The organism is Alteromonas sp. S015 (assembly GCF_036864485.1).
In the GTDB taxonomy this organism is placed as follows: Bacteria; Pseudomonadota; Gammaproteobacteria; order Enterobacterales; family Alteromonadaceae; genus Alteromonas.
Map to the genome: position 1 here is coordinate 220188 of NZ_JAZETO010000005.1, position 25701 is coordinate 245888.

Annotated in this window: 17 protein-coding genes; 9 read left to right on the plus strand and 8 right to left on the minus strand. The window is 44.8% G+C overall.

Features of this window, described 5'->3' with window-relative positions; translation table 11 throughout:
• Positions 1–29: 29 nt before the first annotated feature.
• Positions 30–2729 carry a TonB-dependent receptor gene (locus V7R42_RS11455; RefSeq protein ID WP_334020348.1) on the minus strand — a complete coding sequence of 900 codons (2700 nt, stop codon included), beginning with the start codon at positions 2727–2729 and terminating at the stop codon, positions 30–32.
• A gap of 678 nt (positions 2730–3407) precedes the next feature.
• On the opposite strand from V7R42_RS11455, the gene V7R42_RS11460 reads away from it, so the two are divergent.
• From V7R42_RS11460 to V7R42_RS11475, 4 genes are all read left to right on the plus strand, one after another.
• Positions 3408–4613, plus strand: coding sequence for a glycoside hydrolase family 88/105 protein (locus V7R42_RS11460; RefSeq protein ID WP_334020350.1), 1206 nt, complete (start codon positions 3408–3410; stop codon positions 4611–4613).
• A gap of 32 nt (positions 4614–4645) precedes the next feature.
• Positions 4646–6112 carry a glycoside hydrolase family 28 protein gene (locus V7R42_RS11465; RefSeq protein WP_334020351.1) on the plus strand — a complete coding sequence of 489 codons (1467 nt, stop codon included), beginning with the start codon at positions 4646–4648 and terminating at the stop codon, positions 6110–6112.
• A 9-nt stretch (positions 6113–6121) separates the two neighbouring features.
• Positions 6122–7324 (plus strand): pectinesterase family protein, encoded by a 1203-nt coding sequence (locus V7R42_RS11470; protein WP_334020353.1) that lies wholly within the window; start codon positions 6122–6124, stop codon positions 7322–7324.
• Between the two features lie 91 nt (positions 7325–7415).
• On the plus strand, positions 7416–9539 hold the full coding sequence (locus tag V7R42_RS11475; protein WP_334020354.1) for a response regulator: 2124 nt from the start codon (positions 7416–7418) through the stop codon (positions 9537–9539).
• Positions 9540–9590: 51 nt separating this feature from the next.
• Here V7R42_RS11475 and V7R42_RS11480 read toward each other — a convergent pair whose 3' ends face one another.
• From V7R42_RS11480 to V7R42_RS11500, 5 genes are all read right to left on the minus strand, one after another.
• Positions 9591–10478: a WYL domain-containing protein gene (locus V7R42_RS11480; RefSeq protein WP_334020355.1), complete on the minus strand. Its 888-nt coding sequence runs from the start codon at positions 10476–10478 to the stop codon at positions 9591–9593.
• Positions 10479–10592: 114 nt separating this feature from the next.
• On the minus strand, positions 10593–11204 hold the full coding sequence (locus tag V7R42_RS11485) for a PEP-CTERM sorting domain-containing protein (RefSeq protein ID WP_334020356.1): 612 nt from the start codon (positions 11202–11204) through the stop codon (positions 10593–10595).
• Between the two features lie 11 nt (positions 11205–11215).
• Complete coding sequence (locus V7R42_RS11490) at positions 11216–15226, minus strand: ExeM/NucH family extracellular endonuclease (RefSeq protein ID WP_334020357.1); 4011 nt, start codon at positions 15224–15226, stop codon at positions 11216–11218.
• A 389-nt stretch (positions 15227–15615) separates the two neighbouring features.
• Positions 15616–17535 (minus strand): methyl-accepting chemotaxis protein, encoded by a 1920-nt coding sequence (locus V7R42_RS11495; protein ID WP_334020359.1) that lies wholly within the window; start codon positions 17533–17535, stop codon positions 15616–15618.
• Between the two features lie 204 nt (positions 17536–17739).
• Positions 17740–17991, minus strand: coding sequence for a hypothetical protein (locus V7R42_RS11500; RefSeq protein ID WP_334020360.1), 252 nt, complete (start codon positions 17989–17991; stop codon positions 17740–17742).
• A 163-nt stretch (positions 17992–18154) separates the two neighbouring features.
• On the opposite strand from V7R42_RS11500, the gene V7R42_RS11505 reads away from it, so the two are divergent.
• Positions 18155–18559 (plus strand): phosphate ABC transporter substrate-binding protein, encoded by a 405-nt coding sequence (locus V7R42_RS11505; protein ID WP_334020361.1) that lies wholly within the window; start codon positions 18155–18157, stop codon positions 18557–18559.
• Positions 18560–18636: 77 nt separating this feature from the next.
• Here the strand turns inward: V7R42_RS11505 and V7R42_RS11510 are convergent, their stop codons facing one another.
• A complete protein-coding gene (locus V7R42_RS11510; protein WP_334020362.1) occupies positions 18637–19545 on the minus strand; it encodes a LysR family transcriptional regulator in 909 nt (302 codons plus the stop codon).
• A gap of 108 nt (positions 19546–19653) precedes the next feature.
• Between V7R42_RS11510 and V7R42_RS11515 the strand changes: the two genes are divergently transcribed.
• From V7R42_RS11515 to V7R42_RS11530, 4 genes are all read left to right on the plus strand, one after another.
• Positions 19654–20520 (plus strand): type 1 glutamine amidotransferase domain-containing protein, encoded by an 867-nt coding sequence (locus V7R42_RS11515; protein ID WP_334020363.1) that lies wholly within the window; start codon positions 19654–19656, stop codon positions 20518–20520.
• Positions 20521–20534: 14 nt separating this feature from the next.
• Entirely contained in the window at positions 20535–21689 is a 1155-nt protein-coding gene (locus V7R42_RS11520) for an iron-containing alcohol dehydrogenase (RefSeq protein ID WP_334020364.1), read from the plus strand.
• Between the two features lie 65 nt (positions 21690–21754).
• Positions 21755–22861: an NADH:flavin oxidoreductase/NADH oxidase gene (locus V7R42_RS11525; protein ID WP_334020365.1), complete on the plus strand. Its 1107-nt coding sequence runs from the start codon at positions 21755–21757 to the stop codon at positions 22859–22861.
• A gap of 147 nt (positions 22862–23008) precedes the next feature.
• Positions 23009–24889, plus strand: a complete 1881-nt coding sequence (locus V7R42_RS11530; RefSeq protein ID WP_334020366.1) for a putative bifunctional diguanylate cyclase/phosphodiesterase — start codon at positions 23009–23011, stop codon at positions 24887–24889.
• Between the two features lie 63 nt (positions 24890–24952).
• On the opposite strand, the gene V7R42_RS11535 is transcribed toward V7R42_RS11530, so the two are convergent.
• On the minus strand, positions 24953–25624 hold the full coding sequence (locus V7R42_RS11535) for a nitroreductase (RefSeq protein ID WP_334020367.1): 672 nt from the start codon (positions 25622–25624) through the stop codon (positions 24953–24955).
• Positions 25625–25701: the final 77 nt, after the last annotated feature.

A 25701-nucleotide genomic window follows, 5' to 3' on the forward strand; every position in this document is an offset into this window, starting at 1 on the left:
GACCAATACAGCTGGTCAACCTGTTATTTTTACATGTTATAACGTGCTCCTAGGAAGAACTGACGGCCCGTGTGGTTGTACTCACGCATCAAGTTCAACGAGCCATCACCCGTGGTGAACAAACGCTCATATTCGTCGGTAAGATTAATTACCTCAAAGGTCAGCGTTAGCTCGTCGTTCACGTTATAAAATGACGAAAAATCCACCTGCGTTGGGCCTGTCGTTCCGTGGGAGACGTTGCCATTGCTGCCAGTAAAGTCTGTTAGGTAATCGTCACGTTTGTTGACTGATACACGGGCGCCGTACTGGTCTGTTTCGTAATACACCGTAAAGTTATACGACGTTTCACTCATCCCTTCGATATCATCTGCGTTAACGTGGGTGTAGTTAGATACAATACCCATGTTTTCAAACGGTCCAGGCAGGAAGCTTAACGGCTGCTGATAAATCAACTCATAACCGCTTATACTTCTTTCCTCAGCATTAATTGGACTGCTATGCTCATATGGAATAGTGCGGGGATCTAGCGCAATCACAGGGTCAAACTGTGCATCATTATCGATAAAATCATAATAAGCACTATCGACTAAACGTTCCTCCGATGCGCGAACAATCCAGTTGTCAATATCTTTATAGAACACTGTTGCTGCAAGTAACGCTTCGTCGTCAAAGTACCATTCAACACCAAAATCAACATTGTTCGACGTAAACGGATCAAGGAACGGGTTACCTACACTTACCGAGCCGTTAATATAATCGAAGCTAGGGTTGCCAGGATTTAATGAATTCAGGCTTGGGCGCGTCATTGACTGCGTTAAGCCAAGACGAACAACAATGTCATCGGTGGCTTCAAGCGCTAAATTAACCGCTGGCAAAAAGTTATTGTAGTCGTTTTCTATTTGTACGGTTTCTCCTTGGATGAAGCCTTCAGAAGTTGTGGTTGTTTTCACGTAACGCACACCATAATTGGCACGAAGCAACATATCTTCAATTTCATAGCTTGTATCCATCTCGATATAAGCCGCAGTGGTTTCTTCGCCTACTTTCCAGCTTTGAGCAGAACGCGGCGTCCAAACAACGTCTAGCAATTGACTATTAATTGCGTCAAAGTCAGCAACAAGGAAGGGGTCAAGAGGACCATCAAAGCCACTACCGAAATCATCTACTGGCATCATTTCGGCAAAGCCTACCGCCGAATCTTGGTCTGGGAAGCCATTAATTTGTTCTTCACTGTAGGTTACAACACGGTCGTTGTAAGCAAAACCCGCTTTGATGGTAACTTCATCACCTAAGTATGTCGCATCAAATTTAACCGTGTCATTTTCACGCAATACGTCTGTCGCACGCAAGCGACCATCGCTTAGGTTATAGTTGCTTGCGTCGTTAACATCGTAACCGTAGGTCAATTCAGGGGCATTGCTGTTGTTGCTAAAGTCAAAGCCGTAGCTGGTTTCTTCCAATAATGTCATATTGTAACGATATTGCTCTGAACGAGCATCAGACTCTGCTGTGCCTGCCATCATATCGAGCTTAAAGTTTTCGCCAATAAACCATTCACCAGAAATCACAAATTGACTAAAGTCTGTGGTTGATTCTTGTAAACGACTTTCAATGCGCGACTTGATGCCGTCGTAAGTACCCGCTAATACTTGTTTACCATTAGGGTGAACGGTAATAGAGGTCGGCGTGATATCTTCGAACGTACTTCTGAACATATGGAAGAAGTTATACATGGTACGGGTGTTATCAAGCTTAGATACCAGGCCGTCTAGCGTAAGAGTGAAATTATCGGTGGCAGCCCACTGAATAGAGCCTGTGAAGCCAGTACGCTCCTGGTCGTTGCCAAAGTAATCAGGTCGTGGAAGACGCGGTGTCCACAAACAGTTAATAGGATCCACTGATTCGCCTTGATATTGGCAATCGCCGACATCTGGAGTACCGTTCACGACAGTATCAGACGTGTCAGTAAAAATACCGCCTCCGTCGAGAGCCGGTGTTGTCCAGCGCACAGTGCCAAAGCCTTCTTGTCTTACCGTACGTTCTGAAAATGCGGCTGAGAAGAGCACGCCGACTTTGTCGTCAGCAAAGCGATTACTAATCATAAAGGCTGCGCGAGGATCGGTCTCTTCAGTAATGCTGTTATAACCACCTTGAAGAGAGGATACGAATTTAAAGCCGTCATAATCAAACGGCTTAGCGGAGTACAGGTCAACGGTACCTGCAATTCCCCCTTCTTCCATTGAAGCAGTTGGAGACTTTTGAATATCTACGCGGTTAAACAATTCCGAAGCGAAAATGTTAAAGTCGAAACCACGTCCACCGTTAACACCGCCGCCTGAATCTGTACCGTCTGTACTTGCTGGCACTTCCATGCCATTAAGTGTTGTGCGGGTAAATGAAGGGCTTAACCCACGCAATGTAATTTGACGCCCTTCTCCCCCTTCACGAGAAATAGCCACGCCAGGAACACGTTGAATTGACTCTGCAATATTTAAGTCCGGGAATTTACCAATGTCTTGCGCAACAATGGATTCTTTGCTGTTCACTGACGTTCGTTTTTCCATCAGTGATTTATTGAGTGATCCACGAAAGCCCGATACCTCAATAACTTCCATATTTTGCGCTTCGGTTTCACTGGTTTGTTCGTCTGCGGCCTCTTGGGCATGAATATGCGCGCCTGACAACGCTAGTGTAACAAGAACAGCGAGTTGCTTTTTCTTTGGTAACATTGTTGTTTCTCCGGTTTTTATATTTATAAAAGACGCGCATGCTGACAAAGGGCGAAAGTGCTCTTCAAACGTGTGTAAACCGTTAAAATTTACATAGATTCAACATTTGTCATAGTTAACCATTTCGCTTCCCTTCGTGCCACCGTATAACATTCGGGTAATTAGCACTCTTTATGCTTTACACGTATCCGGTATCACGACTAGGCTGTTAAGGAAGCGAAAACGCGTCAATTCTAATTTATTCTCTATAGTGGTCTCGTAACCACCAGAGCCTTGAATGAGAAGCGTTGCAGGGTACAGCTCTGTTTATTAGTTGATGCAAATCTTCTCTTCGGCATTAATGTAAAACTTTGAAAACAACACGCCAGCTTTACATTTGATTTACATCCTAAACACTAATGCTACCGGTGGCAACAATTTTATTTAAAAATTTAACAATAAGTAAAAAATTTGAAAGCATTAATGGGCGAAAAACACGTCACATGAACTAACAAAAAAAGAAAAGTAAAAAATTTTAACCATTTAATACAACATCTTAGTTAATAACAAAGGCTTCACAGTGAGTAAAATAAAAGTTAATAAATGTGAATAATTTCGTTGACATGCAACTAAATAAAAACCATTATGCTACCGGTAGCACATAGTGTTTTAACAATGTTATAAGAATAAGGGTTTGTTATGCTAAAAGGTATTCTACGTGCGGTGTCCGTTGTGGCTGGCACAGCGTTTGTTGCTTTCGCTGCTAATGCAAATGATTGGGTAAAAGTACCTCTCGACAACACGCAACCATGGTCTATCAGAATGATTGAGTCTGAAATGGTGCGTTTCCCACAAGCTTGGCAAATCGATTGGGATGAAAAGCCACAATGGGATTACGTTCACGGTCTCAATCTTCTTGCCATTACAGAAGTCTATCGAGATACCAAAGACCCTCGACTTCTGTCCTACGTGAATGACTACTATGACATGTTAGTTCAAGACGACGGTAGCATTAAGACTTATGATATCAATAAATTTAATATTGATATGGTTAACCCCGGCAAAGTACTGTTTTTTCTGTATGAAGAAACTGGCAACCCTAAGTACAAAAAGGCAGCGCACCTTTTGAGAACCCAGCTAACTGGCCACCCGCGCACAGAGCATGGAGGCTTTTGGCATAAAAAACGCTATCCAGATCAAATGTGGCTTGACGGCCTATACATGGGAGCTCCCTTCTACGCTGAATACATCGTTAGATACGGCGATATGAAAGAGCTAGACGATGTATTTTTGCAATTTGAACTCATTGAAGAGCACCTTTACGACGAAAAAACCGGCCTACCCTTGCATGGTTGGGACGCATCTAAAAAGCAAAAGTGGGCTGACAAAGAAACAGGCCTTTCTCAACATCACTGGTCACGTTCGCTAGGGTGGTATGCTATGGCAATGGTGGATGTGCTTGAAATTGTTCCTGCGGAACACCCAAAAACACCGTGGCTACAGGCGCGCTTTAAAGCGTTTATTGATGCCACGCTTACCTATCAACATAATTCAGGCACCTGGTATCAGGTTACTGACTTGGGCAGCCGTGAAGGAAACTACCTAGAAGCATCAGGTACAGCAATGCTGACCTACGCTATGGCTAAAGGTGCAAGCCTTAAATTTCTTCCTGAGGAATACAAAGCTCACGCAGAAAAAGGGTTTGCTGGACTTCTTGATCAAATGATCTCGGTTAACCCGGAAACTAACGTAATCAGCCTTGAACAGGTTTGCGCTGTTGCTGGCCTTGGTGGAAATCCATATAGAGATGGTTCATTCGACTACTACATGAGCGAACCAATCAGAGCAAACGACGCGAAAGGTGTAGGCCCATTTATTCTGGCTGCACACTACCTAAATAAGTAGAAAGCACTAAATCGTAATGCAAGGAGTCTATGATGGCCCAACCTAACTCAATGAGCACTAGACGACATTTTTTAAAGACCGGTCTCGCCACCACTGTAGCAGCTTCTGGGATGGCTGTAGGTGTTCCTACGTTCCTATCTGGTTGTGCAAATGTGACCGAAACAGGAAGGACGCAACGCCAGTGGGACGCCGAAGCAAACCTTATAAAAGGGATGATAAAGCGCCCCACCTTTGCAAAGCGCGAAGTTAACATTACTGACTTTTTAAAAGAAAATGGCAGTGATTTTAAGCAAGCATTACACGCAGCTATCGACCAAATCGCAAGCCGGGGTGGTGGCAAAGTGGTTGTGCCAAAAGGCGACTGGCTATGCAACGGCCCAATTCACCTACAGTCGAATATAAACTTGCATGTTGAGGCAGGCGCAACAATTCGATTTTCTACTAATCCTGATGACTACAAACCTTACGTTTTTACTCGCTGGGAAGGTATGGAGTTGATGGGATACTCCCCTCTTATTTATGCGTTTGAGCAAACCAATATCGCAATTACCGGTAAAGGTACGCTTGACGGTAGTGCAGCAAAAGACAACTGGTGGCCGTGGAAAGGTAAGTGGAAGGCTTCAACATGGGGTGACGATCCGGTTGAGAACCAAAAATACACCAGAGATACGCTGCAACAAATGGTAGAAAGGGGCACGCCTGTCAGTGATCGCGTTTTTGAAAACAACTACCTGCGACCTCCGTTTATACAACCTTACCGCTGTGAAAATGTACTTATTGAGGGTGTTACCATCCTGCGCTCTCCATTTTGGCTAGTTAACCCTGTGCTTTGCAAGAACGTCACCGTTAACGACGTGTATTGCAAAAGTTTCGGCCCCAATTCGGACGGGTGCGACCCTGAAAGCTGCACGAACGTGCTTATCTCTGACTGCACGTTTGATACAGGAGACGATTGCATCGCCATTAAATCTGGACGTAATGCAGACGGCAGAAGGGTCAATGTTCCCTGCAGTAATATCGTCATAGAACATTGCGAGATGAAGGCTGGCCATGGGGGTGTTGTCATCGGCAGTGAGATATCCGGTGGTGTAGAGAATCTCTATGCTCAGTATTGCAGCATGAGTAGCCCTGATTTAGACCGCGGCATTAGAATTAAAACCAACAGTATTCGGGGTGGTCATCTTAAAAACCTCAATTACCGCAATATTGATATTGGTACAGTGAAAGATGCGGTAGTGGTGAATTTCTTTTATGAAGAAGGTGACGCTGGCAACTTCCCTCCTCTACTGGAAAATATCACTATAGAGAACTTGAGCGTGGCTTCCGCTAACCGAGCCTTTGTGCTTCGCGGGTATGACCATACGCCTATTTCTGGGTTGACGTTAAATAATATAACGATAAAACTTGCGCTTAACGATGCGATCATTGAAAACGTGGCGCAACTTTCTATAAACGATGTGTTTATAAATGGCCAGCCTTTTAACAATAACGGGTTGTAAATAAATATAATGAAGATGACCAAAGTTCGTTACCCGATTAATGTAGCCCTTGGATTGCTAGCGGCCGGAATGTTCAGCGGATTGAGCGTAGCAATGCCTGCAACCACCGATATAGTGGTAGGCAAGTTACATGACCGTGATTTGGCGAATACATCGGTCAATACCGCTTTGCCTCATTTTAATTCTATAACCCAAGCTGTTGCTTATATCGAGTCACACGAGTCACATAAAGCCAAAGTATGGACCGTCTTTATTAACGAAGGCATTTATCGAGAGCGCGTCGTCATTAACGCTGATAATGTCCATTTGGTAGGACAATCGCAAGAAACAACGACTATCGTTTTCAATCGATATGCAGGTCAAAAAATCGCAGAGAACGCTAAAGAAAAATGGGGAACTCGTCGCACTGCCACTGTAGAGATTTTGGGTAATAATATCACTCTCGAAGATATCACTATCACCAATGATTTCGATTATCCTGGCAATGAAGTAAAAGCACAAGATGACCCTACCCGCCTATCAGGGACACAGGCGGTTGCGCTTAAAACCGACGCGAATTCAGATCGCACTTATCTTAAAAACGTCGCACTTTGGGGTTATCAAGACACACTTTATCTAAAAGGTGACCGCGCTCTAATTGAAGGCGGAACAATAGCAGGACATATAGATTTTATTTTCGGAGAAGGTACAGCGTTTTTCGACCGCGTCACCATTCTTTCCAGAGCCCGTTATTCCAACGGCGATATTGAAGGACTTACTGGCTACATTACCGCGCCTAGTACGCATTTGCAGCGGCCATATGGGCTAACGTTCAGCAATTGCAGGCTAGAAAGAGAGGATGGCGTGCCAGATGAGAGCGTCGCACTGGGAAGGCCTTGGCATCCAACGACCACCTTTTCAGATGGTCGGTATGCAAATCTTTACGCAGTAGGCAAAACCACGTTTATAAACACGTATATGGCAGGTCATATCATCCAAAAGCGCTGGACTACCATGGGTGGAACTACCCGTTCAGGTACAAAAAGACCGTTTAACCCCCACACAGAAGCGAGATTTTCCGAGTACCAATCTCATGGGGAAGGTGCGCCTAAAGTCACCTCTTCACCAGCAATAAACTCTCATTTTCTGAATGATAAAAACGCGGCTTTTTATACTAAAGAGGCGGTATTGCGTGGCTGGATGCCTAATAACGTCCCGAGCGACACTAAATAGAGCAACATTAGCGTAAGTAATTTGCTCGGCACATTGCGTAACCACTTGGTATCTATTATCTTTTAGTTATCACTGTGCCACTGCTCCCCTTATGTCTATACGTGTTCGTTATATCGTTGCCTTATTGCTAACCGCTACACTCGTTACTCTTTCTTTTGTTGTTCTGTATGAGTTAATCAGTGATCAGAAGAACGATGCTCAAATTATCAATATCGCGGGTCAGCAGCGCATGCTTTCACAGCGTATTGCATTGCTTACATCCACACCAAACGTTTGCGACAACAGTGACGAGCAAAAGTATTTGGCGCAATCGTTAGCACGTTTTAAACAAAATCATCAACAGCTTGTGTCGCTTGACAACCTTCCCTCCTCTATCTCTAATACTTACTTTAACGAAGGCCAGCTCGACAACAAAGTAAACCGATACATAAAAAGCGCCGACCAAGTTTTAGATTATGAACAGTGTCAACCCACTACGCTTTTAGATATTCAAGCGCTGACATCGCTATTGCAACAGCTTGATTATGTTGTCGCCCAGTTCGAGCAAGACGCCACTGCTAGAGTGGATGTGCTTCTTTCGATTGAAGTTTACTTATGGCTAGCCACACTCGCTCTATTATGTATCGAGGCAGCATTCATCTTTTCGCCTATGGAGCGCACCGTTAAACGATCATTTGCCAAACTAACGAGCTTGAAAGAGCAAGCAGAAAGTTTGGCATATGAGGCCCGCAGAGCAAGTAAAGCAAAATCAGAATTCCTTTCAAGCATGAGTCACGAACTTCGCACACCAATGAACGGCCTGTTCGGCATGATCGAGTTGGCCCTAGATAACTCTGACAAAAGCGACATCTATCTAAAAAAAGCCAAAACTGCCGGTAGGCAGCTCCTTGTCTTAATCAACGACATTCTCGATATATCAAAAATTGAGGCAGGTAAAATCAAAATTGAACAGGCTCCGGTCGACCTGTTACAAGTCTTGGATGATGTAGTGTCGTTACAGCGGGTGCACTGCCAACGGAAAGGCCTTGATTTTCATTATATTAAAGACCCACACCTGCCTCACGTCATCAAAGGAGATAACACACGTATTTCGCAAATACTACACAACTTGCTAAACAATGCGATCAAGTTTACTGAACAAGGTTCTGTCACGTTAAAGGTCACCTATACCAAACGCCCAAACGGCAATTATTTAAGCTTCGATGTTATTGATACCGGCATTGGTATCGAGTCATCTAAGCTTGATAATATCTTTAAGAAGTTTGAGCAAGCTGATCAATCCACCACCCGTGAATACGGTGGCACAGGGCTAGGTTTAAGTATTGCTAAACAGCTAGCAAAGCTTATGGATGGGGACATCAACGTAACCTCATGTATAGGACAAGGAAGCACCTTCAGTTTCACCATGGCAGCAGAAGAATCTCACCTGCCCGACATTAGTGTTGAGCCCACTGCTAATTTGCGATGTGCAATTGTTGATGATTTGCAAACCAGCCGCGAGTACTTTGAGCACGTTGTTACGTCTATGTCGATAGTACCCAACACTTATGAAAGTGCAAAAGCTTACCTATCAGACGACCCACTGGCCTTCGATGTTATTATCCTTGATTTATCTATGCCTGAAATGAGCGGTGTCGATTTGATAGAAAAGTTAAAGGCGATGAACCCGGAACAATTTCCTAAAATCATTCTGATCTCTGCCGAACTGGAGAGGCTAGAAGTTGAAAATGATGTGTCTGAACTTATCTGGCGAACGCATGCCAAGCCGATTAACCGCAAAGAACTTGAGCACGATCTAGGTAAGCTTATAGAGACCAAGCCTGTTTCTCGCACTGATATGCAAAGTGGCAACAACAAGAAACGCATACTCCTTGCTGAGGATAATGAAATTAATGCAGAAATTGTGAAGACCATTTTACAGTCAGAAGGCTATAAGTTCCTGCACGTTAAAAACGGAAAAGACGCCGTGGACGTGGCGAAACGTCATCATTTCGACCTTATTTTGATGGACTGCAATATGCCTGTAATGGGCGGTATTGAAGCATCAATGATATTGCGTACGACATTAGAAACCGACATACCGATCGTTGCACTTACTGCAAATGCCTTTGCGGAAGATAAAGAAGAGTGCTTGGCTGCTGGCATGACTGACTTTTTAGCCAAGCCGTTAGATAAAGACACGCTGCTGGTTTGTATTAAAAAATATATCGGATAGCTGTTAATATAAACACTCAACAATGGGCGGTCGGCAAGCCACGCTCACATTTTATACGGTATAGGGTTCTTGCTCTGCAATGTACCCCGGCGCAATGGCTAGGTTATCCGTATTAACAAGGCTATGCTGGTTTCTTAGCCAAAGCTGATATTCGCCAGTTCGTAAGCTTGCATGTTTTGTACAATCAACATTCCAGCGTCTAAGCAGATATCCCGCCATGGCAGCCCGTACTTCCAATATAAGCACGCCTTCTTCCATGGCGTAATCAAGCTCTATTGCGGTAGCATATTTAATATTCTTAGGATGTGGCACAATTTCAAGTGAGATAAGTCGTCCCCACTCCTCATCGCAATCTATGCATTCGTGCGCTTCAGGTTCAGCTTTAACCGTTACCTTGCTAATTCTCGTCAGTACAAAATCTCTGAAACTTTGTGATTTTCTGTCGAACGCGCGAACATGCCAGCGTTGACCATTATCAACAATACTATGAGGCACTAACTCTCTCGCACCACTGCCGCTTGAAAGCGACGTATAGATTACGCTCATCGCCTTTTTGTTTACGATGGCTTGTACCACTTTCGCTACGACAAAAATATCAGGCACATTAAGTGAAGATGCACTTTCAACAGGGAAATGTATGTCTCCAATAGCATCAAAGCCATCAGATATATCATTGGCAAGCTTTACCAGGGTTCGTTTTGCATCATGTTCAAAAACTGGAACAAAATTTTCTGTTTGAAAGTAACGTTTTTCCCTTGGGTCGTACACTAAGTTATCAGGGGCGAGCTCTTTGTATAGCGTAAAGTCACGAGAACCAGCCGATAGCCCCACTTCAAAACGATTTATTAAGTCTTGGCGATGGATTGCCCCTTTGAATAACAAGCAAAAATCGATATACGCCAGCCGCTGACGTTGAGGAAAGGGAATAGTATCTAACATAGTGCACACTTATTGTATTTTTATTCAGTGTGGTTCATTTAAAGCCGTATGTAAATAGCAAAAGAAATAAAAAGCCCAGCACTTGGCTGGGCTTAAACTTTTAGCCATTAATGTTTATGACTTCACACGTTTGCGAGCGAAAAACATACCACCTAAAGCCAGAAGCGATAGCGCGAAGGTACCTGGTGCAGGAACTTCTGCGATGCTGAAACTTGCGCTACTCACTTGTATAGGCGTCAGCTGGCCCCCTTGAGAGCCTTGAAAAAGGTACGAACCTGACACCCCATCGATTGTCATGTCACCAACAGACTGCGCGATAAATTGTAGGGTGTATAACCCAATCACCGGTGTTTGCAGTTGATAGAGCAAATCGATTTGTTCCAAGAACGCTAGAGAGCCTATCTCTAATACCCCATCCGTGGTGAAAGGAGGAAGAAACATCTCTAACACTGGGGTCCCCAAGCTGCTAACTAAGCCAAAAGGATTTAACGTAGAAGCGCCAATAAAACTCAAGAGCGAATCGTTAAAACCAATTGTCGTGTTATATACATCAAATGGTTGAGGAAACGGTACGCTACCTAAAAAAGCATCTTCATTAGAAAAGCTTACCGTCGCCGTGATAGTGTCTCCTACTTGATAAATCGATTTATCGGTAGAGATTTCAATTACTGCGGCATTTGCACTAAAAGTAGCAAATGCCAATACCATTAAAATAATCTTTTTCATTTTCTTTCCAACTACTGAACTGCACATGCGTTGCGTGTACACATAGACATTAACGCGTATAAATCGTAGATATTTAATCTGCCATCGTTGTTAAAATCGTGCTCTTCAACCGTGGCTTGACGTTGAAGAAGCAAGGTGTAGAAGGCCACAACATCGGTGTTATCCACGTCACTATCGCCATCAAAATCACCAATTACTGGCTCAGGCTCACTCGATTCAGGGAAATCCAGCACAACAATTATTGGGTCGTGATCTGATGAACGGTAAGGATCAGCGCCATAATAGCTAGATAGCTGTGTTTCTGTTTTGTATTCAACGTTGTAGTCGAAGACACGAGGCTCATCGGCATTGATATGCCAAACTGTTGCATCTACGACATACTCTGTTAGCGACGGGCTTGATAACGCGTGGTCTAAGTAACCCACTTCGCCGCCGAAGGTGTACGAGTAAGCACTAGCGCCATCGAACGCGTTTACCAAATTGGTGTAACCGGCATTTTCCAAAGCAAGAATCGGATCTTCTTTCGCATACGCATTTAGGTCACCCATTACGATAACTCGGTCAGACAAACCTGCACTGCTTTGCACAAGCGCTGTTAGCCCTAACGCAGCTTGGGTACGTAGCTCATTCCAGCAGCCTTGTCCATCACCCAAATCAGCATTATTACCTGTTGCACTGCCACAGCTTCCTTTTGATTTGAAGTGATTCACCGCGAACGTAAACCCTTCACCGTTACTATTTACGCTAAAGGTTTGTAACAGCGGCTGGCGGTTACCGTAGTCAAAAGGTGCTTCAGAGGAAGTAACCGCTGCGCCTTGTGGTGTAACCGTTGCAGGCTTATAAATAATACCTACCGCAATTTCATCCCCGCCTGGCAATGATTCAAGTGCAACGTAGCTGTAAACGTCACTACCAAGTTCAGCATTCACGCTAGCTACAAGTGAAGCAATGGCTGAATCACTCCCGTACCCATCGTTTTCGATTTCTACTAAGCCAAGCACGTCTGCGTCCATCGCCACAATAGCTGACACTGTCTTCGCTTTCTGGCGAGAGAACTCACCTTCTGAGTCTGCGCCACGAGAGGTAGGGAAGTTTGGACCATTAAAGTAGTTAAGCACGTTAAAGCTAGCCACTTTGACATCGCCCTGTTCGTCTAACTGAGGCGCATCTGTTCTTGGGTTTGTGCGCGCAGTTTGAAGAGCGCCAACTGGAATTAAGTGGTAAGCACCAAATGCGTAGTGCATTACACCTTCCAGGCCTTCTACACTGTCGCCTAAACGCAGAGGATTCGCATGAGATAAACCGCCAACTGGGAAAGGAATATTGTCAGCATTTTGTGCGCTTGAGCCATCATCAACCAACAATGTGTTGCGTGCATTCGCTTCAGCCAAGGCAATAGCTTCACTTGAACCCGCCGCATATTGGTTTGTAGGAATCATCAGGCGGCCTGATGACACGTTGAATTGCCCATATCGACCAAGATTATAAACGTCTGTCACGTTCAAAGTTTGCTGGAATTGAACCTGCATACCTTCAAGTGACTCGAGGTTAACGCTCTCGTCAAATGGCATTTCAATACTTGTCACGAGTATGTCAGCACCTGCACCTAGCGTTTCAGCATTGCCGCTTAATACAATTTCTGTGATGCCATTGTATTCAGCTACTGCGCCGTTAACACGCACAGCATCACCAACAGATGGGTATTCAGTAAAAGTTGTCGAGTAGGCAAATACACCTTCAGACGTCGCAGCATTACCATCAGAGTCTGTGGCTTCTTCTTGAATAAAGAATCCGTTCATTTCCGGCACAACCTTAGTCACCACCGCCTCAACAACAACGTCGTTGCCTGTAAGTGGCGAGGTATCACCTTCCCCTTGAATAGCGCTAATTAAGACTACTTCACCAACAGGGTCTGTAGGATCAGTTGGGTCGGTCGGGTCTGTTGGATCCGTAGGGTCGCTAACAGCGCCATTGTGCGCACCAAAATTGTTAAGCGTATCTTTTGGTAGGCTATCCCATTCTTCAAGAGTGAACGCTGGGTTGCGATTAGGGTTACCTACCGTTACTGAACGCTTGCGTACTAAGGTAACGTCTTTACCCCAGTTAGTTTTAACGCCGTAAGTACCTAGCGCATCGACAACCTGCCCGTTAGCGACGAGTTCAATGTAGTCATCGCCATTGAAATTAATCACAAAGCTGCTAATCGTTGAGCGGGCAGTTAACAATGGGTCTGCACTTCCGTGAGCGAATGTTGCTACGCCACCTGCTGGGATAGTGCCTTCCAGTGCTAACACTTTACGATCAGCATCTGCGGTCTCACCATTGGAGAGTAAAACTAACTCATAACCCGCTAGACTTATCGGTTGTGTCGAGCTGTTGAAAAGCTCTATACCTTTATTGAAACCGCCACCTTCGATGTATTCTGAAATATAAATACTACTGGTAGAAGGTGTTGCGTCGCCGCCTGTGTCTCCACCCGTATCACCGCCGGTATCACCCCCCGTATCACCGCCAGTATCGCCACCGGTACCGTCACAGCTATCGTTGAAGATAAGTGAAGCAAGTTCAGGTTTATCAATAAACGGATTTCGATTACCTTGGAATTCATAAACGCGCTCGTTACGACGACGTTCGAAATCATCCACTGGATCACTTTCATGCCATTGAAGCAATACGCAGAGCTTACCAAACGCGGCTTCGCTCGTAGAGGTAAGGCGATTTACTAACACTAAATCGTCTTCGGTATCACCAGCTGTATTGCCGTCGTACCGAACGTCCATGTATAGCATTGAGCGTGCTACATCGCCTTTTACCGCATCGCGAGGCTCAAAAGAGTCGCCATCAACTCGGTTTAATGGAGCTTCAGAAAGCGCGCTATCACTAAAATCAAAATCCAAGTTGCCGCGTGAGCTATTTACCGAAATATCGGTAGGACGCAGGTGCAGAATATCGCTGTATGCCGTTAGGCTTGAGCTAGGAAAACCATGGCTCTTAGCCCAAACATGTTCGCGATTCCAATTGTCTGGGTTGGTGCTTTGACTACCGCTACCGTTGGTAAACTTGCCTTGTGATATGCCTTTGTAGAACAAGATAACGTGATCGGTGTTAGCAGGATCTTCATCAGTGTAAGTGAGTGCTGTCCACACTTCAGAGTAAGAAAGCGTACGATGACCATTTTCAATGATGTTATGCGCCGTGTCTTTTAACGTTTGCGCACTTTCACCGTTTGCAATAGCTGTGTCGAGAGCTGCGTAATAGTCAGATGCAACAAAGTCGCTGGCTAGGTTAACTGCTTCCAAATCAGGGCAGTTAAAACAAGTACCACTTAAGAAAAGAAGTTCATTTGAAGGTTCACCGCCGTTGTCAGGGTCACCGCCAGTATCCCCACCATCGGTAGTTCCATTTCCACTTACTGAAATACTGTCTAAATTGAGATATTCGGTACCCGAGTTGTTAGCCATGGCTACTTTCAGTTCTAAAGTGCTTCCGCTACCTATCGTTTCGGTCAGTGTTGCAGAACCAAAGTCTTCCTGTACCGTATTCGTTGCCCCTTCTGAAAGCGTAATAAGCTCGAATGCGCCACCATCTAATGAGTAAAATACATCGATGTAGTCTGTCGACTCAAAATTTCCACTTTGAGAAAGCACGGCATTTATGGTGATATCACCGGCACCAGATATATCGATAGACTCGCTCAACCAGACTACTTCACCGTCAGTATCACGTGCTTGCATTGCGCCGCTTTCAACACGGAACCAGTCTGAAGTGGCACTTAGCTCACTCGCTGACACGTCTACTGACCAACGATCAACACCTTCAAGGTCAACAATTGCTCCCGCTGGGTCTGAGCCAGTTGCGCCCTTGCCTTGCAGTTCATTTGCTTCGAAGTCCTCTTGCCATACTGTATCTGCAGAGGCATTAATAGAAACAACGCCTAACGACAATGCGCCCGCCAACAAGGCGTTAACTACTTTAGCTGATCTCCTCAGCTTATACTGCTGTGTGTTACCCTCATGAATCATTTTGCTTTCCGCTTTTTTGTATAAGGAAGGTATAAATTCTTATACATACGTATATACAGCAAGCACTTAATAAAAATAATAATATAAACGTCACAAACGTTAAAAATCAGAAACTTAGACGTTTAAAATAAACTTACTTATTGATTAACTCTGCTGAACTTTGGTACAGGGAAAGTTGATTTGTCACAATGGGTAAATGTTTCAGCTTTGAAATATTTCAGTGACTCTCGGTGGTGCATGTTACAGTTTTATGCACAAAAAAAGAGCGCCTTGTGGGCGCGCTTTACATCATAACGTTAAGACTAAAAGTACCAGTTGAACACCTTCACCGCATTCCACGCTTGCTTACGGTCAAACGGGTTAAAAAAGCCAACAGCTCATCATGTCAACTAGAAGTGATATCGTCGCAGTTGCATCTGCATTTGCTTAATTTGCTGAACTAACGCTTCACAGTTGTCTACTACTTCTTTTGCATAGGTAGTATTGGCATTGCCTACCTGCTGAATACTGCTAACGCCTTTGTTTACATCGTCGGCAACCGCCGTTTGCCCTTCTGCCATCGTCGCAGCATCTTCATTTAACGTAGTGATGCGTGCAACTGCGTCAAGCGCTTGCTTTAACGAATTGCCAGCATGCTTTGTAGTGTCTACAGTCTTGTAGGCGGTCTCTTTATTCTGTTGCATCTTTTCAGAAGCTACGCGACTCCCTTGCTGAAGGCGCTCAATCATGTTGCGAATTTCTTCTGTGGAAGACTGCGTTCTACTCGCAAGTGAGCGCACTTCGTCAGCAACAACGGCGAAGCCACGCCCCTGCTCACCTGCACGTGCTGCCTCAATTGCTGCATTAAGTGCCAGAAGATTGGTTTGCTCAGCGATATTTCGGATGACTTCCATTACTCCGCTAATTTCTTCGCTTGCCTGCGCCAATTCGGTGATAACCTTCACCGACGCATCTACATCGCTTGCTTGAGACTGGATATCTTTAATAGTTTCTGCCAACACGCTTACGCTATTTCTGGTATCTTGATCAGCAGCGTGAGCCGCTTCACTTGAACTGCGAATGGTTGACGATACCGTTTGTGCATTCTGCTGCATTAACGAAATAGCGTTGTTAATAGACTCTGTTTCTCGACTAAGTTGTGATACTGAATCTTTAGATTGCAACGCTGTAGTGTTTAACCTTTCTGACTTAGCTAGCATATGGTCGGTTGCTTCGTCCACGCTCTGCAAGGTTTCCTGCAATTGGCTAAGTAACCCGTTAAACGCTTTTGCCATTGTGCCAAACTCGTCGCTTCTCGATGCCTGAAAACGGAACGTTAAATCCCCCTCACCAGAAGATAAGTTGCTCACTACCCCAATGAACTCTTCAAGTGGTTTGCCAACAATGTATTTAACCAGTAACCAAATAGTGATCAAAATTCCCGTACTCGCCAACACAATTTTGAGCACAACAACCAACACAGAGCTTCGAACCATCGCCGATTTCTCTGACGCCGACGCGGCTAATATTATGTCATACCCCCATGGCGAAAACGGTACTACTTCTACAACCCAATCATCATTGGGTTGTAGAGCTTCAGCCACCTGTGCGTCAGTAACATGCGCGGAATGCATGCGAATGTTTCCTTTTGCATCACGAAGGGCTACAAAGCCTTCTTTTAGCACGTGGCTTTGCTTAATAGCCTGCTCTAAAACGTTAAGATCGGCTGAATATCCCACATACCATATGCCTATAACGTCACCTCTGCTGTTAAACATTGGCTCGTACCCTGTTAAATAAGGGCTGCCCAGAATATCAACCGCACCGTAATACGCTTTCTGCTGATTAATCTTTTTGATGGCTTTACCATCGGGTGCCAACTTAGTACCAATCGCTCTATCGCCGTTTTTAATAACATTGGTACTCACGCGAATATAGTCGTCACCGGTTTTACTGAAAAGCGTGGCGGTGCCTCCCATTACGCTTGTCAGGTTATCCACCAAGTCAAATGTATTTGCTTGTTCAGTATTGCCCAACCTCAATTGCCGAGCCTGCGTATTTTTAACGGAAACGATGCCTGTTTGATTGGGCTCGCCCAATGCCTCACCTCGCTGCTTGAGCAACGCCATACTGCTTTTCACGCGTTCAAGCATGATAGAGTCAGTCACAGTAAGAATATTCACTAAACGATCAGCAGTGTTCTTCTTTTGCTCTTGAACGAGTGTTGAAACATTTGAGGACGTTGTAATAACCGTTGCAACGGCAACAATTAATGCGAACAGAGCGATAACAGCAGAAATAGAAAATAGAAACTTTCTTTGAATGGACATTTATCATCTCGATATGTAGACGTTTAATACAAGCCATTCCTTTGCGCTTTTTTACCTCGCCCCTTTATTTTTTGCCAACCAACACAAAGGCTTGAGGCTGCGAATTCCTAGGTATTAATTTAGGCAAAAATTAAGCAAGTGCAAATTATCCAAACGTTTATATTTAAAGAAAGCCATCCAGTGAACAATCAATTAGCTATCGTACTACTTCATGGTCACCTTTGTGCCAACAATTTTCAGTGCCGGTACGCCTCGAATTAGTGTATTTCTTGCAAACTGTCTGTGACAAGAAGGGCATATTCCTTCTTCCAGGGTAAAATCCTCAACTATTCTCTCTTTGAAACATTTAACTAGCGCGCCTTTGCCGCCTTTGCGATATTTAATTAGCTGGAATTTGCACTTAGCGCAACGAATCTGAACGGTCCTGACCGGTCCTTTTGCATTAGGTTTTGCCATAACTTCTCTTTATATGTTTTTGAATCCTTCAAATTTCACCTTTTGTCGTAGTGCGACAACATGTAATTCTCGTTTATACTTTGTCGTAGGTGCAGTGCCCTTGGGTACAAACCACTAGCACACTTGCCTAAATGTGAGCGAGTTAAGAACGAAGGTAAAATTAATGAAGATAGTTGCAGCCCTGTGTTTTTTAATGTCTGCGCCGATTTATGCCGGTACAGCCGTGATAATAAATGCCAATAACAATTCTGGTATCGATATCGATACCGTCAAAAAGATATATTTGGGAAAAGTTAAGGCGTTTCCCGATGGAAGCCGCGCAATTCCCCTCACCTTCGAACAAGGTAATAATATCAGAGACGCCTTTAATAATAATGTACTAGGAAAATCTGAATCACAGTACTCCGCATTCTGGTCGAAGCTTGTGTTCACCGGCAGAGGCACACCGCCTGAAATGATAGCGACAGAAGATGAGATGCTAAATCTTGTTGCGACCAACCCCAATACCATAGGTTTTGTGGACGAGGGCAAAGTTGATAGCACGGTAAAAGTTATCGGTACATTCTAATTTTTATCGCCTTTGTCAACTGAGCTTGAGTGGCGGCGCCTCATAGTAAATGCGCCGCCTCCCCCAATTTCTTAGCGTTAATCCGGAAGTGCCGATAGATAATTCATGTTTGCAAAGGCCATTATGACGTCTTTGGCGAAGTCCACTCTTGGGTGACGAAGCGCTCCCTTTTTCCACACTAAATAAACATCATTTTCTGGGCCTGGCTTGCCCAGCGCGACCAATTCGCCTTTTGCTATACCTTCTTTACATAAGTAGTCAGGCAAAACTGAGTAACCAATTCCCGCTTTGATAATACTGCTTATTGCCCTTATATCGGGGCAAACAGCCGCAACAGGCGACTCACATGCAGCGTTAAAAACCTCTGAAAAATATCGCCGAACAAGCGGTAACTGTTCATCATACGTCACTACTTTGTGTTGGTTGAGTAACTCTGCCGATATTTCTCTTTCTCCCAGCAACTTTCCCTGCACGCGATTCATCACTAAGATTAAGCGCTCTTTATCCAACTTCTGGTATTCATACATCGCGTCAGTGGGCTCAGAGGCTGTAATGGCAAGCTCCGCTACATCATTCTCCAACAAATGATAAATAGAACTTTTGTTGCCGGTATGGATTACTAAATTCACTTTGTCGGCCTGAAGCAAGTTAGCAAGTGCTGGACCTGCCACCAGACTTAGGTACTCCGCAGGGCCTGCAAGGTGTAACGTACCGTGATCAGTGGAAGCGCGACTGCGAATAGAAGCCACTTTCTGCTCTAACGTATCAATGTGACTGGCGACCTGCAGCGCCAAGTCATCAGCGATAGCCGTTGGCTCAACGCCTCTCGCTTTTCTTATGAACAACTCTTTACCGACAATATTCTCCATGGCTTGTATGTGAGAAGTGACCGCTGGCTGAGACATATGAAGGCGAGCTGCAGCACGCGTAATGTTGCCGCTTCGATAAACTTCTACGAAGGTTTTTAACTGTGTTAAGTAAGACATAATCCCTACCCATCAGATTTTTGATGACTCATCACAATTTATCTGACTTCTCGATGTGAGCCAACCTCTCTAAGATACACGCACTTTCTAATGCGACAGGAGCTGCACATGAAATCAGCATCATCAATTTTATCGCTCGCCATCGTTGCGGGTTTATCACAGTCGGCCTATGCTGCTGAAACTCAAACTGCCAATGCCAGTAAAGGCGAAATACTTGTACTACTTTCAAGTGAAAATGTAATGCAACTTGCAGATGGCAAAACAGAGCCTACAGGCTATTACCTTAACGAGTTCGGTGTGCCGGCAAAAGCATTGGTAGACGCTGGCTACAAATTGGTATTGGCCACGCCAAAAGGCAATGCGCCATCTGTAGATAAAAAGTCAGTCATTCCGCAATACTTTGATGGCGGCGAGTCGCAAATGCGAGATATTCAAACGTTTGTTGCGTCAATAGAAGGCATTGATGACACGTTGTCATTGAGCGAAGTGATTGGACAAGGTCTGGAAGAGTTTGAAGGCGTATTCATTCCAGGCGGTCATGCACCGCTTATCGACCTGGCAAACAATCCACAAGTGGGTGAAATTTTGTCTCACTTTCACAGTGAAGGAAAACCTACTGCCGCTATCTGTCATGGCCCAATCGCCTTACTTTCTGGGCAATCTAACCCGCAGGCATTTGAACTGGCATTGAAATCCGGTGAGCAAGCCTCATCTGAGAGTTGGATTTATGATGGCTACAAAATGACAATCTTCTCCACACCGGAAGAGGCCTATTTTGAAAGCACGTTAAACGACGCAACGTTATTGTACTACCCAGCAGACGCCATGGCGCAAGCGGGTGGCAAGATGGAATTCAAAGAAATGTGGGCGCCCAATGTAGTAGTAGACCGTGAGCTTATTACAGGCCAAAACCCGTTTTCTGATGAACTGTTAGCTGAAAAGCTTTTACAACAGTTAAATTCACAATCTAATTAAGGACAGGCAACACTATGCTTAATTTTACGTTTAAGAATCAAACCGAAATTTTGTTCGGCAAAGGGCAACTAGATGAAGTATCTTCACGCTTGCCGAAACAAGCAAAAGTCCTCTTCCTCTACGGTGGCGGCTCAATTAAGAAAAATGGTATTTACGATAAAGTAACGACTGCACTAGCAGGTGCTGAAGTCATTGAATTTCAGGGTGTTGAACCAAACCCAGAATTTGCGACGCTGATGAAAGCTGTGAATGTCGCACGTGAAAATGACGTGAACTTCATTCTTGCGGTTGGCGGTGGAAGTGTTATCGACGGCGCCAAATTCGTAGCTGCTGCCGTTAACTTTGCAGGCGATCCGTGGGACATTTTAGTAAAAGGTGCAGCATTTGAAAATCCATTACCTATTGGTGCAGTACTTACTTTACCTGCGACAGGGTCTGAGAGTAACGGTAACTCGGTAGTAAACAGGAAAGAAACGTCGCAAAAACGCGCATTTTCTTCTGAAACAGTTCAGCCTGTTTTTGCCGTACTCGATCCTGAGTTCACCTATTCACTACCACCACGTCAAGTATCGAACGGTGTGGTTGATGCTTTTGTTCACGTGATTGAGCAATACCTTACCTACCCTGTCAATGCACCGCTTCAAGATCGCTTTGCAGAAGGTATTTTACAAACGTTAATTCAGGAAGGCCCTAAAGCACTAGCAACGCCTGAAGATTACGACGTGCGCGCGAACGTCATGTGGTCGGCAACAATGGCGCTTAATGGGCTAATTGGAAAAGGCGTACCACAAGACTGGGGCACCCATATGATTGGGCACGAACTTACTGCGTTACACGGTTTAGACCACGCTGTAACCCTAGCTATTGTGCTGCCGTCGTTGATGTTTGTGCAGCGTGACAAAAAGCAGGAGAAAATCCTGCAGTTAGGCGAGCGTGTATTTGGTATTCAAGAAGATGACAAAGAAAAGGCCATCGACTTGACCATCAAAGCAGTGCAGGACTTTTTCGAGACCATGCAGGTTAAGACTCGCTTGTCAGACTATGACATTGAAAAGTCAGCGATTGATCGGCTTATCAAAAACCTTGAGCGCAATGGTTTAACCTCACTTGGCGAGCATGGTGACATTGACCTTAATAAAGCCCGTGAAATTTTAACTCTCGCGGCGTAACCCCAGTTGTCAAAACACTCAGCCATGGCTGAGTGTTTTTGCTTTAATTTCAAAAAGAGAGAAATATGACTGCACTATTTGAACAATTTTCATTAAAAGACGTGACGCTTCGCAATCGTATTGCTGTGCCTCCTATGTGCCAATACTCTGCAGAAGATGGGTTTACAAACCAGTGGCATGAAGCAAACTACCAATCATTCGCAAGAGGCGGCGCAGGGCTTGTAATTGTAGAAGCAACCGCCGTATCTCCAGAAGGACGTATCACGCCTAATTGCTTGGGCATTTGGAAAGATGAGCACGTAACAGGCTTGAAAAACATTGCTGAACGCATAAAAAGCCAAGGCGCTGTAGCAGGAATTCAGATTGCCCATGCAGGTCGAAAAGCCAGTGCCAATCGTCCGTGGGAAGGCGACGACCACATCCAACCCACTGATGAAAAAGGGTGGCAGCCTATTGGCCCTTCGGCGCAGGCCTTTGGCGCACATTTGCCAGTTACACCTACGGAAATGACCAAGGCCGATATTGAACGTGTTAAAAACGACTTTGTTAAAGGTGCCCAGCGCGCCCTTGAAGCGGGGTTTGAGTGGCTTGAACTTCACTTCGCCCACGGTTATTTAGCGCAGAGCTTCTTTTCAAAACACGCCAATAAGCGCACTGACGAATACGGCGGCGATGCACAAGGCCGAGGCCGATTCCTACTTGAAACATTAAGCGCCGTGCGTGCCGTGTGGCCTGAAAATCTGCCGCTTACAATACGCTTTGGCGTTATTGAGTACGATGGCGATGATGAACAAACGCTAAACGAGTCTATTGAGCTTATCAAACAGTTCAAAGAAATTGGTGCTGACTTCGTAAGTGTAAGCGTTGGTTTCAATATTCCTGACGCCAATATTCCTTGGGGCCCGGCTTTCCTTGCTCCAATTGCAAAAAGAGTGCGTGATGAAGCCGATATTCCGGTTGCAACCGCTTGGGGAGTAGATACGCCAGAACTTGCCAACGATACGATTAAAAACCAGCAACTTGACGTAGTTATGGTAGGCAGAATGCACCTTACCAACCCGCATTGGACTTACTTTGCAGCGAAGAAGCTAGGTGTCGAAAAGCCGTCTTGGGTTATGCCCGCACCTTACGCGCACTGGCTGGAGCGTTACGCGCCATCGGATGAAAGGTAGTAGTGAGTTTTAAAGACGGCAGAGCTTTCCAGTCTTGCCGTCTTTATGTTCGCCCTATGTTATTCACGCTTACCGTTGCTTCTCTGCACTTGCTTTTTTTTAAGTTAGGTTTATGGTTGACATAAACCTCCTTCAAATTATGGAAGAATGCAGGTTAAAGATTTTTTTTTCTCATCAGCGAAACTTGCTGACCTGACATCAATCCGAAGGCGCCGCGTCATTCAGATAAGCGCGGTAACGGGCTTCGGGCTTTTCGCTTCATCTCTGGTAGCGAGAGGCATAACGTTCGATATCTTTTTACTGGGCTTGCTCTCACTTATTGTCACAGCTACGCTGGCATACAGATATTACGTCACCACCAGCAGCTACCTCCTTTTAGGCGCGATGTCGTCAATGTTGTTTGCTCTGTCAGCAACAGGTGCAGGCGTATTTGATATCGCCATGATTGGCTATCCGGGAGTCATTATATTCGCCGCTTTATTAGGTGGAGTTACCCTATTTGGCACCGTTTTATCTTTGGTACTTCTTCAGTGCATTGCGCTTACCTGGTTAATAATGCACGACATGATATCGCCAAACCCACCTATTCTAAGCTGGTCTCATGTGCTTTTCATCATGGTCATTTACGTAATTACAGGCTTCAGTGTTTTTATTTTAATACAGGATATTCGCCGACTTATGCAGTCACTTCAGCAGGAAGTGTCGAAAGTTGAACAAAATAGATCACATATTCAGCACTTAGCCCATCATGATCCGCTAACAAACTTGCCAAATAGGATTCTAGGCGAGCGTCTTTTTAATGAAAAATTACGTGATAGTGAAGAAAAGGGCGGCCAGCTCGCGCTGCTATTCATAGACTTAGACAACTTTAAACCCATTAATGATGCGCTGGGGCACGCCGCAGGCGATAGGTTTCTTCAGAAAATTTCCCAAACGATCACCGACCACCTATCACCAAAACAAAGCTTAATACGCTTTGGTGGCGATGAGTTTATTGTGTTGGCCCCTGAAATATCAGATAAATCTGAAATTGATGACTTATGTAAGAACTTAATCACGTGGTGCTCGAATGAGTTTGAAGTTCTGCAGACCAAAGTGGTCGTGTCGGGTTCGATTGGTGTAGCACAAGCACCTTATGATGGAATCAATTTTAAACAGCTGTGCCGTAAAGCTGATATTGCCATGTATGAAGCGAAACGCAATGGCAGAAATAGGTACGAGTACTATGATGTACGCTTTGATGAAGAAAACGATGAAAAATTCACACTCCTTCAACGCCTGCGTCCTGCGGTACATGCTAACGAATTCGACGTGTACTACCAGCCTTTAATCGACCTTGCGTCTAACAAGGTTCAAGCAGTAGAGGCACTGTTAAGATGGCCTCAGCAGGACGGTTCAATGATACTCCCCGACAAGTTCATTCCTGTGGCGGAAAGTAGTGGTTTGATCGTTCCTCTTGGCGCGTGGGTATTAAACCAGGCTTGTGAATTTTGCGCTAAACAGCATGAAAACGGTCATACTAATCTTACTGTTGCCGTAAACTTATCCTTTGCGCAATTCAAGGATGGTAAGCTACCTGCTGTCGTCGAGCAGGCCTTGCAAAAGTCACAATTAGCTCCGCACTATTTAGAGCTGGAGCTAACCGAAACTATACTTGCAGATGAAAATGGCACCACTGCCGAACAACTCGAAGCGATTAAATCGTTAGGTGTACACCTTGCTATTGATGATTTTGGTACCGGCTACTCTAACTTAAACTACCTTCAAACGTTTAGCGCACGCAAACTTAAAATAGATCGCAGCTTTATTAACACCTTAGGCATTGGGGAAAACGATGCACCTTTAGTTGCAGCAATAATCAGCATTGCCGACAGCCTTGGCATGAAAGCGGTAGCTGAGGGTATCGAAGATAATGCCACTTTAGAAAAGCTTATAAAGATGGGCTGTGACTTGGGGCAAGGTTATTATTGGAGCAAACCACTCCCAGCGCCCGAAATAGAAAAATTCTTAAGTCGATATCCACCATAGTGACCAGACTCATCAAACGCATCTTGAGCTTTAGGCGAACAAACTAAGCAAAAAGTCACCGCATTAAAACCCATGATAAGTTACAAACTCTTCGTTGTCGGCGCGAGATGAGCGAACGCCATTCGCGGGAAAATTTGGGTCGGGATAGCCTAACGCTATGCAAATCATAATCGCTTCGTCATCTGGAATATTGGCATATTTATGAACAACGTCAGATTGCATTATACCTTGTCCGTTTATAACGCAACCAAGCCCTAAGTCCCATGCGGCTAACACGATGCCATACGCCAGCGCCCCCAAACCAAATTGGGTGATTCCTGCTGGTTCTAATGTCTTGTCGTAAGTAAGCACCAAAGAAACCGGTGCATCAAACTGCCTAAAACCGCGCATCATCCAATCCATACGCTTTTCCTTGTCTTCTCGGGCTATTCCCATTACATCGAACAGCTGTATGGCTACGTCAATTTGACGTTGGCGATGAATACCCTCGTAGTCTTCTTTGTAGGGAAAGTCTCGAACGTGCGGTTTACCTTCGAGCGTATTTTTGGTGTTGCCTTCGCGAATTTTATCAAGCACGTCGCCTGTTACTGCATGAATTTTCCAGGTTTGCGTGTTATAGGACGATGGCGCCCACTTCGCCGCGTTGATAATCGCGTCTACTGTTTCCTTAGTAACAGGCTGTTTGGTGAACCCTCTAACACTCTTTCTTGATGCTGCAAACTCGGCAAAATTCATACACTTCCTTAAACGCGGTAATTGAACTTGTTAAGTTAGAGTAAACACGACGAGTTTGCTCTTCAATAGGTGGCAAA